Origin of the sequence: Beijerinckia sp. L45 (genome assembly GCF_009765775.1) — a bacterium.
GTDB lineage: Bacteria > Pseudomonadota > Alphaproteobacteria > Rhizobiales > Beijerinckiaceae > RH-AL1.
Genome location: NZ_LMUU01000140.1, coordinates 87,216 through 97,808 on the forward strand (window position 1 = coordinate 87,216; position 10,593 = coordinate 97,808).

At 68.1% G+C, this 10,593-nt stretch carries 11 protein-coding genes; 6 read left to right on the forward strand and 5 right to left on the reverse strand.

Annotated elements, in window-relative coordinates:
- The 3 genes from GSQ79_RS15300 to GSQ79_RS15310 all read left to right on the forward strand — a co-directional run.
- The coding region (locus GSQ79_RS15300; RefSeq protein ID WP_210253098.1) for a hypothetical protein at window positions 1–1,655 on the forward strand (1,655 nt) is incomplete at its 5' end.
- Window positions 1,652–1,894, forward strand: a complete 243-nt coding sequence (locus tag GSQ79_RS15305) for a hypothetical protein (protein WP_158809553.1) — start codon at window positions 1,652–1,654, stop codon at window positions 1,892–1,894. The genes GSQ79_RS15300 and GSQ79_RS15305, both read left to right, overlap by 4 nt.
- 87 nt (window positions 1,895–1,981) lie before the next feature.
- Window positions 1,982–2,350, forward strand: coding sequence for a hypothetical protein (locus GSQ79_RS15310; protein ID WP_158809554.1), 369 nt, complete (start codon window positions 1,982–1,984; stop codon window positions 2,348–2,350).
- 115 nt (window positions 2,351–2,465) lie between these two features.
- Here the strand turns inward: GSQ79_RS15310 and GSQ79_RS15315 are convergent, their stop codons facing one another.
- From GSQ79_RS15315 to GSQ79_RS15335, 5 genes are all read right to left on the reverse strand, one after another.
- Window positions 2,466–4,313 carry an ATP-binding protein gene (locus tag GSQ79_RS15315; protein WP_158809555.1) on the reverse strand — a complete coding sequence of 616 codons (1,848 nt, stop codon included), beginning with the start codon at window positions 4,311–4,313 and terminating at the stop codon, window positions 2,466–2,468.
- On the reverse strand, window positions 4,306–5,235 hold the full coding sequence (locus GSQ79_RS15320; RefSeq protein WP_210253099.1) for a 3'-5' exonuclease: 930 nt from the start codon (window positions 5,233–5,235) through the stop codon (window positions 4,306–4,308). Before GSQ79_RS15320 ends, GSQ79_RS15315 begins: the two co-directional genes overlap by 8 nt.
- A gap of 106 nt (window positions 5,236–5,341) precedes the next feature.
- Entirely contained in the window at window positions 5,342–5,935 is a 594-nt protein-coding gene (locus GSQ79_RS15325; RefSeq protein ID WP_158809556.1) for a hypothetical protein, read from the reverse strand.
- Complete coding sequence (locus tag GSQ79_RS15330) at window positions 5,932–6,378, reverse strand: HNH endonuclease signature motif containing protein (protein ID WP_158809557.1); 447 nt, start codon at window positions 6,376–6,378, stop codon at window positions 5,932–5,934. The genes GSQ79_RS15325 and GSQ79_RS15330 overlap by 4 nt, the downstream gene beginning before the upstream one ends.
- 67 nt (window positions 6,379–6,445) lie before the next feature.
- Window positions 6,446–6,778 carry a helix-turn-helix transcriptional regulator gene (locus tag GSQ79_RS15335; protein WP_158809558.1) on the reverse strand — a complete coding sequence of 111 codons (333 nt, stop codon included), beginning with the start codon at window positions 6,776–6,778 and terminating at the stop codon, window positions 6,446–6,448.
- A gap of 150 nt (window positions 6,779–6,928) precedes the next feature.
- Between GSQ79_RS15335 and GSQ79_RS15340 the strand changes: the two genes are divergently transcribed.
- The 3 genes from GSQ79_RS15340 to GSQ79_RS29000 all read left to right on the forward strand — a co-directional run.
- Complete coding sequence (locus GSQ79_RS15340; RefSeq protein WP_158809559.1) at window positions 6,929–7,150, forward strand: hypothetical protein; 222 nt, start codon at window positions 6,929–6,931, stop codon at window positions 7,148–7,150.
- A 203-nt stretch (window positions 7,151–7,353) separates the two neighbouring features.
- On the forward strand, window positions 7,354–7,857 hold the full coding sequence (locus GSQ79_RS15345) for a hypothetical protein (protein ID WP_158809560.1): 504 nt from the start codon (window positions 7,354–7,356) through the stop codon (window positions 7,855–7,857).
- A 116-nt stretch (window positions 7,858–7,973) separates the two neighbouring features.
- Window positions 7,974–10,593: PD-(D/E)XK nuclease family protein (locus GSQ79_RS29000; protein ID WP_210253100.1), on the forward strand; the 2,620-nt coding region annotated here is incomplete at its 3' end.

Sequence of the window (10,593 nt, forward strand, 5' to 3'; positions counted from 1 at the left end):
AGGTCGCCGGCACCGGCGACAAGATCGCCACGCGGCAGGCCGGCCGCGCCTCCCGCGGGCGGCCGGCGAAGGACGCGGCGCCCCGCCCGCGCAAGCGCGGCGGCAAGGCCGACGCCGATCCGATGCTCTACCTCGGCAAGAAGAGCACCGGGTTCCGGCTGTCGCAGATGAAGGAGGCGGAGGCCGCAGCGGAGTCGGCGAAGCTCGCCGACTATGCAGCGGCGGTTGGCCGGATCGCGCCGTCCGCGGTCACGCTCGACGAGATCTGCGACTTCTACAAGAAGCGCCGCAAGCCGGTCTACGGCGCCACGGCGGCGGAGATCCAGAGCTACCGCAAGAAGGGCGACAAGCTCGAGCGCGTGCGCAAGTCCTTCCCGGGGCGACACCTCTTCGACATCAACCACGAGAGCTGCGACGAGTACGTCGACATCCGCTCCGAGATGCCCGGGCGCAACAAGCTCCCGGACGGGACCAGGCAGCGGGTCTCGGACCAGACGATCCGCGGCGAGCTGATGGTGCTGCGCGAGGCCGTGCGGTTCTACTGCAAGCAGTTGAACCTCCAGTACATGCCGCACATCAGGATGCCGGCGAAGGGCCGCCCGCGCCTTGCCTGGCTCGACAAGGGCGAGATGGTGCGCTACCTGCGCGCCGCCCGCGGCTGGCTGTGGGACGAGGCGGCCGACCGCTTCCAGACGATCACCGTCTTCGACCCGGCGGGCGTCGACATGGTGTGGGACGAGGCCGGCAAGACGTTCAAGCTGGAGCGCCTCGGCAGACCGGGGATGGTGACGCGCCCCTACGTCGACCGCGCACGCCTGCGCGAGTGGCGCGGGATTCGGCGGATGCTGGTGCTGGGCTACCGCACCGGCACGCGCCACATGCCTCTGCTGAGGATGCGCTGGAAGACTGACGGTCTCGCCGGGTTCGTGGACTTCGCGCCGTTCGGCGCCAAGAGGCTGACCTGCCTGCACAGGGTCGGCCTCAAGAACCCCGACAGCACGAAGGGGCAGAAGCCGATCATCGCCCCGCGCAAGCTCACCGCCCTGATGCGCGCCTGGCACGCGCGCGACCTCAGGGAGTGCTGCACGCACGTCGTCCACGCCGACGACGGCTCGAGCTACATCGGCTACGTCGGCGACGCCTTCCGCGAGATCGCTGTCGCGGCCGGCATGCACCCGATGAAGGTCGACGCCGACGACCGCCGCTTCGTCGTGCGCGACGAGGACGCGCTGCACGGCGCCAGGCTCCTGCCCAACGCCGGTCGCGACACGCCGCCGCCGCCGGCCACGATCGACCTGATCTTCCACGTGATCAGCCGCCACACGTGCGCGGTCTGGGGCCTGCAGCGCGGCGCGTCCGCGACTGAGATGGCGGCGTTCCTGAGCTGCTCGCAGGCGGTGTTCGAGGGCGTCTACGGGCACTGGACGATTCTTGGGACGCGCTCCGCGCGCGACGCCCTCGACGACCACGAGGACAACGCGGCGCGGCGCGCGATGTACGCCGAGAAGCGCCGCGCGGCCGGCCTCGACCCGGAACGCCCGGCGCCGGCGGCGGCTCAGGTCGCGCCGAGCGCCGAGCAGAACGACGCGCTGGCATCCGGCGGCAACGTCATTTCGTGGCCATTCGGGAACCGCGCCCGGCTGAGGGCGACGTGATCCTCCTCTGGTGGAAGACGGCATTCAAAGAAACCCTGTGGTTCATGTGCAAGGTCTTTCCCGTTCCAAACCATGCCGCTCCAGAGGGGACGGTTCCATTCCGTTCCGTCCGAAACCATCCGATTCCCACCAATTCCGGCCATTTCCGGATCCATTCCGGCGCCAACAAGAATGGTTTGCAAAAAAACGGATCGGACTCTGTCGACGCCGTCATAGGGCCGCCCGACCGCGACGCGTGATGAAACCAGCTGAAAGGTTGTAGGCGCCAACCAACGGCGATCGAACCCCTGAAACACCCCATCAGCACAAATGAAAGGAAAATCCAGATGCAGGTCGTATTCCGCACCACCAAACTGCCGAAGTCGCTCGCGAAGGCCCTGACGAAGGCCTCGCACGAACTGGGGACGCCGATGATGCTCACGTTCGCGCACGACATCATCGCGCAGGGGCTGGGCCACCGGCACTGGGCGGAACTGCACGTCCGCTGCCTGAACCACGACGACACCGGGGAGCGTCCCGAATTCGCGGCGTCCTTCCAGTCGCGGTTGAAGGAGTCCCTCGAGCGTAACGGCTGGGGCGACATCGCCGACGGGCTGGTCGCGAGGACCATGCTGAAGGTTCCCGGCGGCAGCCGGGATCGGGCGGGTCCGGACCGCAACGTTCACGACGCCGAAGACCGGCCGACGCAGGATTAGAAGCTTGGTCTCCGGCGTCCGCCCGGGACGGGATCAGGGCACGCCGCGCCGAGGTTCGGCGGGCGTCGACGGTCCGGTTGCAGGAAGGCGTCGGGCCGCCGCGACCGCGGATAAATCAGTGAAGCGGCTCGCCGCGTCCTTTGACCGGATCGGTCGACAGGATGCCAAGCCGCGCCGCGCGGGCGCGGACGACGGCATCGGCCAGGGACGCCGCATCGTTCAAGCCGAGCATGCGGCAGCGCGACGCCGCGAGGGCGAAGTCTGCGACGGCGGCACCGACGGCGATCCACCCCGACGGCGGCTCGACGCCGAGGATGAGATCCCACGCGAGCCGCTCGCGATCCGCGGTCAGCGTGTCGCTGACGCCGACGACGAAGGCGAAGCGGCGGCGAACGGCGTCGTCGATGGCGGAGAGATCGTTCACCGTCGCGATCACGCACACCGAGGGGAAGGCGTCGAGGGCGCGCAGCCACTCGTCGGTCAGGGTGCGGACCAAGACGCCGTTCGCCGAGTCGTCCGACCCTCTCCGTCCGCAGAGGGAATCGAGTTCATCCACCACGAGCGTCGCGCCCTCCCCGGCGGCTTGCCGCCAGAGGGCCTCGAGCCGGCGCTCCATGTCGCCCCAACGGTGGGCGAGGATGGCGGCGGGTCTCACCATCATCATCGGACGGCCGGACATGCGCGCGAGCATTTGCGCCGCCGCCGACTTTCCGCCGCCGGGCGGCCCCCAGAACAGCACCCGGGCGGCGTTGCGCGCGAGCTCCGCCGCCCGCTCATTGAGAAGGCCGACGTCGTGGTCCGCGACGAGCAGACGCGCATCGTAGGCCGGCGGAAGCGGCGGCAGGGCGTCGAGGCCGCCAGGCCGGTCGCCGAATGACCGCGCGACGATGCGGCACGCCTCGTCGAGACCGATGCCGGCGCCCTGCACCGCCGCACGGGCGACCGCAGCCATCGCGGCGACTTCGCGAGGGTCGACGAGTTGGCGCAGCAGGGCGGCGGTGCCGACGGCGCGGAGGCCCGGGATGGCGTCCGCCACCACCCGCTCGTTCCAGGCGGGATCCGTGGCGAACGGGCCGATGCAGGCGCCGACGATCCCGTCGAGATCATGCGGCATGAACCCCTTCGCCGGTGCGCTCCACACGTAAACGTGGCGGAGCCGGCCCAGCCAACCGAGCGACGCCGCGGCTTGCGACGCGATCTGCCACGATCGCGCGTCTTTCGCCGCGTCGTCGTCGTCGGGAGCTTCGTCGCTCCAGGATTGGCGAAACATCGCCTCGCCGGCGACGACGACGACATGCGCGTCGTCGTCGGCGTGCAGTTCCGCGCGAAGGACGATCGGTATCAGGGCCGACACCGCGGAGATCGCCGGGAGGTAATCGACCCGGCGACCGTCCGCCGCGACCAAGCCGGCGAACGCGTCCGTCTCGCGGCCATCGGTGCCCCGCACGCGCAACGCCAGGTGGACCCCGCGACCGGACTTTGCCGCTGCTCGAACCGTCGAAATCCAAAGGGCGCTCATCGCGTCCGGTACGGGCGGATCGCGACGGGCCGGCCCGCGATGCGGTTCGTCCAGAAGGTCGATCATGGTGTCGGAAAGCAGAAAGGATTCGGGGCGGGGCCTGGTCGTCGAGGCGGCATCGGCGGCCGCGCGGCCCATCGCCGGCCAAAGGCCATAGGGGTCCTCCTCGGCCTCGGGCGCCAGGAAGTTCAGCTCCGTGCTCAGTAGGAACTGCCGGTCGAGATCGAGAAGCCGTTCCCAAACCGCTTCCGGTTCGGACCCGAAGCCGGCCGCTTCGCCGAAGGCGAGAAGGGCGATAGCGCGCGGACCATCGCCCTTCGGACGAAGGGCGATGACCGCGGCGAACGCTGCGGCCGCGTCCTCCGACACGGCGCGGCGGACGACGTCGAGCGCGCACGCGATCGCGGCGGGCCGGTAGCAAGACGAGGCGGCCTGCCTACGCATAGCGGGTGAACCAGGTGATCTGCTCGATGGCCGGACCGTCGGACCGCGGACGGCACGCGGGCGCATAGACGGCGGATTCGAGCCATGCCGACTCGTCGTCCCGGGCGTGATCGGGAACCTCCCGGCACCACACAGCCTCAAGAGCGTCCCAGCGATAACCCCTCTCCTTGAGCCGCCCCTTCACGTCAAAATGCGCTCCTATGGCGCGGAAGCGCCATCCGGGCCTGCACGCCGTCTCCATCAGTTCGGCCATCGCGGTGCGGCCCTCAACCGTCTCGTGACGCAGGATGGCGATCAGCGCATCGACGTCATTCCCGGCCCGGTGGGCGCCATGGAAGAAGCCGCATTGCGCGAGGATCCATCCGAGCGCGCGGCCGCTGCCGTCGAATCCCCGCGCCCGCCAATCGACGTCCTGGAGGCCGCAAGCCCACGCCATGCCCGCGCAAGTAGGCAGGCGCCGCTCGATGAAGCGCCGGTCGAAGCTCGCGTTGTAGGCGACCCGAACGTGGGCCGAGCGCATCAGCGTCAGCGCCGTGGCATCGTCCATCCGCTGCCCGACGAGGTCGGCATCACTTAGGCCGGTGAGGGCGGATATTGCCGGATCGAGCGGCGAACCCGGGTCCTCAAGCCAGGTGTAGGGCCGGCCTATCGCGGTTATCGCGCCCCGCCGGTCGAACCGGAAGCGGCGCATCGAGCATTCGACGATGCTGTGCCTTTCAACGTCGAGGCCGCTGGTTTCGAGATCGATGGCGAGGCCGACCAGCGTGTCGACGTCGCCGCCGGTGCAGCACGGACCCTCAGGCAGATCGAGACGCGACAGGACCCTGTACGCGCCGGTGGCGTGGAGCGTCGCAACCATGCCTTCGAGGGTCCGACAGACGTTCCCTGCAGCATCCTCAAGGCATTCCGTGGAATCATGCATCGGGGCCTCCTTAGGTCGAGAGAGATGTTGGAAGGGCGACGGTCAGACCGCCGCCCTGTCGCCATGCCATGGCACGATCCGCCTAGCCGTGCGGCGCCCTGGAAACCTAGTCGTGCGTCAGCTGCGGCTCGTCGAGCGGAGCCACGGCGAACCTTCCGAAACGCGGACGATGGTCGCCCACGCCGATCGTGTCGCCGGCTGCGATCAGGACGTCGATCAGATCGGCGCGATTGACGAGCGAAGCCAGGTAACCGCACTCGACGATGGCCGACCACGTGCGGAACATCGGGCGCGTGCGGATCAGCCGGCGGCCTCCGATCGCGACCGGCATGCGCAGGCGGAAGGCACTGTCCGCCTGCAGGCCCGCCACGGTCTGCGGGCCGTCGTAGAGGAGAGGGCTGTTGCCCATGACCATCACCGCGCCGCGGAATAAAGCCTTGGCGCGACGCCTGGCCGCCGACTGGCAGATCGCGGCCTCGAGAGCTCCGGCGAGGAGGCACGGACGGCCATCCTGCAGCCAAAGGCTGCCGGCAAATTCGAGATCCGCGATCTTGAGATGGTCCGCGTCGACCTTCTTCCGGCGGCTGGTGTAACGCTCGAGTTCGCGGACGACCGGATTCAACGGATCGGCCATCTGCCCCGATCTCATCAGCAGCGGCGCCACCCCGACGAGGCGAACCTTGAGGATCGAGTGGTTCACGACCGGACCTCCAACGAATCGACGAGGATGCGGTCGAAGATGCGGGGCACGTCGCGCGGGGTAGGCGCCGTACGGCTCCGCGCCTTGCGGGCCCGCAACATGTCGGTGACGCCGTCGTGGCAAGGTTCGCAGAGGCAGGTTAGATCGCCAGGCGCCTCGGCTCCGAGCCTCGCGTAGGTCCGATGATGGACCGTGAGCGTCGCCCCGGCGCCGCCCTTGAAGCAAAGGCGGCAACGACGACCGCTTGCGAGGAGCTCGCCCTGACGTGCTGGCGAGAAGCGCCAAGCGTCACTGGTAATGTAGGCCCGGTAGCGGCAGGCCTGCGAGCGGGCTTTGCCGATCCGGCCCCCCGCCACCTTACCATCGGCGTTTCCCGAAGCTGGAACCATCCCGCCGTTGGACACCGCCCGATCGCGATCGAAGAAACTCGTATGATTGGACACGTGACGGCTCCCGATGAGAGCCACCAATCTAATCAGCAATCAAATAGTGTCAATAGGTACTAATTGGTTATTCTTTGATGCTGGGTCGACCGCGCGGCTTCGTCTGGCGTTTCGTCGGCCCCATCCCGCGCCTGATGGCAACACCCCGTTCGAGGATGGCGTCACCAAGCCTCTCGTCGAAGAGGAATACGATGCCGGCGTCCTCTAGGCAGCGGCGCAGGACCATCATGACGGATCCTCGCGCGTCGCTCGCTTCGCTTTCCAACCTCTTGATCGTAGACCTTCCCAGCCCGGACATCGCAGCCAGCTCATCCTGGCTCAGGTCGAGCAGCGCCCGCGCCGCACGAACCTGAAAGGCGTCGAGCGGAGGAGCCTTATCGCGATTGGCGTCGTCATCCATGTCCGCTTGTGCACACCGGCGCCGACGACCGGCAAGATGGCTGGAGCGGCCAGCACCGCTTTTTTCGCGGGAGCTCGCTTGACGTTAGATCAACTAGATCCTATAGACACTATTAGTTCCGCTGTGGATCGATCGATGGAAGACGGAAAGTTGGCGCGCGTTCAGGCGAAACCGGATCCGTGGACGTGGGCGCTCGACGAGCTGATGACGCTGCGGGAGGCCGCGGCCCTCTTCTGGCCTTCCGGTCTCCTGACGGAGAAGACCCTTCGCACGGCCATAAGGAACGGCAACCTCGATCACATCGAAATCGCGCGGAAGTTCTACGTCACGCGCCGGATCGTCGAAGCCATGTGCAAAGCCAAAGACAGATGATGACGGTGTCGGCGTCAGGGATCGGCGACCGCTGCCCACGGACGCGGATGCTCGATGGAAATCGGTCCGGCAATGGAGGCAGAGTGGTTGCGGGTCGCACGTTTCGAACGTCTGCTGCGGAAGAGCGGACCGTCCTGATCTTCGCCGCCGCCTGTTCCGGCAGCGCGCAGCTGTCCGGGGATCTCGGCGTCCCTGTCGTCGTCATGCAGGCCACCGACAACGTTTCGCGATCCATCACGAGGCTGAGGAAGACCGAATACGGATCTGCTGTGCTCTGGCCAGGCGCCAACAACCTGTTCCCCGTGAAGTTCGAGCACGGTTGGGATGATTGGTCCGTTGCGGCGTTCCAGACCCCCTCTTCCTGGACCATGCCCGCGCCATTCGGGGTAGCCTTGCATCATGGCACGATCAGTGTCGACTTGCCCGAGGGGTTGCCTCTGAACGAGTTCCGCGAGGCGCTGGGCGCCACTTTGCGCCGGCAGCGCCTTGACGAGGTGGTTCGCGATCGCGCCTGGCTCGAGGCGCGCAACGCGGATCTCCGCGACGTCCTCGTGCTGCCAAGATATACTGCGGCGAAGAAACGAGACTTCAAGAGCATCCGTCCAGCCGATCTGCTTGTCGTAGATCCGCTGATCGACACCGAGCGGATGTTGTGGATCGCGAGCGCGGCTGTCATTGCGGCATGCGGACATGCGGTGGCATCCTGATCGAACAAGAATACGGGAATGTCCGGTGCAAACGCGCCGTACTCGCGACAGCAACGCGACCGACAGGCGGCGGCAGTGAATCGCCTGCTTCGAGATGCGGCCATGGGGAGACGCGAATGGAGGTCGTTTTCGGGCAGTGGACAGATCCGGCAGCCTTCCCCGAACACGGGGGCCTCGAGGATGCCGCACTCGGTGCGCCGGTGGTCGGTCCCAACGGGCTGCTTGATATCCTCGAGACTGCGCGCGGTCTCGGCTCGCCGCCGACCGCCAGCGTCGTGCGGATCGCCGCCTTCCAGGCGGTCCTCGAGCGCATCCAGGACGGACCTCGCTTTTGGTCGCGCTCGCTGACCGTCGACGCCTGGGCGACGGCGCGAACGCTTCTTCGCTGGCGTGACGAGTTGATCGACGCCGGTTGGCATCGATCCGACGACTGGTCCGAAGCGCGCCTCCAAGATCTTGCAGCCGCCGACGAGGCCGCGTCTGGGATGCCGCTTGGCCTCGCCGACCGGGTCGCCGCGCTCGTAGCCGACCTTGCCAGCCGCCCGAGACTTCCCATTGCCCGCATCAGGCTCATCGATCCGCGGGAACTTCATTCCGCCGGCTGGCGTCGTCTCCTCGACAGCATCGAGGCCTGCAACGTCGCCGTCGAGCCGATCTCGACGCTGCCGGCGGCGCCTGCGTCTTCAGCCCTCGGTCGTCTTCAGCGCTGGATGCTTTCGGGGGTACAGCCGACGGGAGGCCCGGACGGGACCGTAACGGTGGCGACGTCGGCAAGCGCGGCGCTTGCGGCAGAGGTCGTTGGCCAATGGTTCGCCGCCGACCCTGTCGGACAGGCTGTTCTGGTCGCGCAGGACTCCGACACGGATCTCCTGGACCATGGGCTGTGCGGCGCGGGGCAGCCGCGGGCCGGGCGAAGCCGCCCTTCGCCGCATCGCGGCTCGCTGCAGATCCTCCTGCTCGGCTTCAAGGTCGGATGGGCGCCCTTCGATGCGCACGCCCTGATGCAGCTCCTGGTATTTCCGACTTCCCCGATCGCGCCACGGGCATCGCGTCTGCTTGCCGCCGCCCTGGAGGATGCGCCCGGCCGAGGCGGCATCCGATGGACCGCTGCCTGGAGCCTCATAGAGGAGGCCGAGACGGCCGAAGCCGACGGCGATAAGGCCAAGGTTCGGGCGGCGCGGGTTCGGATCGATCGCTGGAGGGCATGGGCGGATCCCGACGTCGCCGACCCCGACGCCGGCATGCCCCTGCAAACCGCGCTCGCCGTCTGCGATCGCACGATCTCGTGGGCTCTCGCACGGCATGCCGATGATTCCGACCCGCTTTATCGGGCGACCGCCACGCTAGCGAGCGACGTGCGCAAGGCGCTTGTCGCCCTCGGACGATCGCATCTGCCACGCACGCTGGTGGAGCGCATCGTCGATCAGGCGCTTGACGTCGGACAGGCCAATCCCAACGCAGATGCCGAGGCATCGCGGTGGCGCTGCGTACCGCATCCGGGAGCCGTGTGGGCCCCGACGCCCATCGTGGTCTGGTGGAATTTCCGCGCGACGGCAGCCTGGCAGCGGCAGCCATGGACACGGAGCGAGCGCGAGGAGCTGACCTTGCGCGGCTGCCCGCCCGACGACGTCGCTCTCGCCGGCCGCGCCGCGAGCAGCGCCTGGGAACGCGCGGTTCTAAACGCACGCGATCACGTGCTGCTTATCGCCGGCGGCCTCGATTCGGGTGACGAGGAGGCGATGCACCCTCTTGCCTACCGCATGGCGTCGGCCACGGAGCGGCTCGCCGACCGGATCCGGTTGGAGGATGCGACTACATCGGCATCCCTCATCCTCGCCGGCAGGCTCGTCCTGAGGATCCCCGTGGAGACGGTCGCGTTGCCCGCCCCCCGCGCCCGTTGGTCGACGCCGACCGGCTACGCCGCGCGCATGATCGGGCGCACGCAGTCTGCGACGTCGTTCGAGAACCTGCTCTCCTGCCAACTCATGTGGGCCCTCAAGCACGTGGCCGGCTTGAGGGCAGGTCGCAGCCGTTCCATCCCCGATGCCAACCGCCTCCTGGGAAACCTCGCCCATGCGATCGCCTGCGAGATCTTCCAGCCGGGCCTACCGCCATCCAGGGAGAAGGCCGCAGAGATGACCGAGCGCCTGCTCGACGGCCGCATCGACGAGCTGGCGGCACCGCTGCGGCATCCCGAATTGGCGGCGCAGCTGTCCGATGCCCGCGAACGGTTGCCTGCGGCTATGGCCGTGCTCGCCCAGACCCTCACGGATAACGACCTGACCGTCGAGGCCACGGAGCTCCAAGTTAGCGGGGATCTCGAAGAGGCGTTGGCCATCCGTGGCGCCGTGGACCTCGTAACGCGCGATCGGGACAGCAACGCCGTCATCCTCGACCTGAAGTGGACCAGAAGCGCAAGGACGCGGCTCGATGAGCTCAAGACGGGGACCGCCGTCCAGCTCGCGACCTACGGCGCCCTGGTGTCGCCCGAGGCGCCCTACCGCGCAGGCTACTTCCTGCTCAACCAGCGCCAGTTCGCCACGCTTTCCGGGAGCGGCCTCATCGGACGGCGCGTCGAGGGCTCTCGTGGATTTCCGGCGACCTGGGCCGCCATCCGCGAGAGCTGGACGCGGCTATGCGCGTCGGCCGATGCAGGCGGTCTCGTTGCCCGCGGCGTGACCGGTTGGCGCGATCACCTCCCGGAGGATCTGCCTATGACGAGGGAGGTTCGCTGCG

Bases quoted from the DNA above. Each gene is read 5' to 3' on its own strand.
- GSQ79_RS15335 (WP_158809558.1), bottom strand. From the start codon at position 6,778: ATGGATGACGACGCCAATCGCGATAAGGCTCCTCCGCTCGACGCCTTT.
- GSQ79_RS15310 (WP_158809554.1), top strand. From the start codon at position 1,982: ATGCAGGTCGTATTCCGCACCACCAAACTGCCGAAGTCGCTCGCGAAG.
- GSQ79_RS15320 (WP_210253099.1), bottom strand. From the start codon at position 5,235: ATGCATGATTCCACGGAATGCCTTGAGGATGCTGCAGGGAACGTCTGT.
- GSQ79_RS15315 (WP_158809555.1), bottom strand. From the start codon at position 4,313: ATGCGTAGGCAGGCCGCCTCGTCTTGCTACCGGCCCGCCGCGATCGCG.
- GSQ79_RS15345 (WP_158809560.1), top strand. From the start codon at position 7,354: ATGCAGGCCACCGACAACGTTTCGCGATCCATCACGAGGCTGAGGAAG.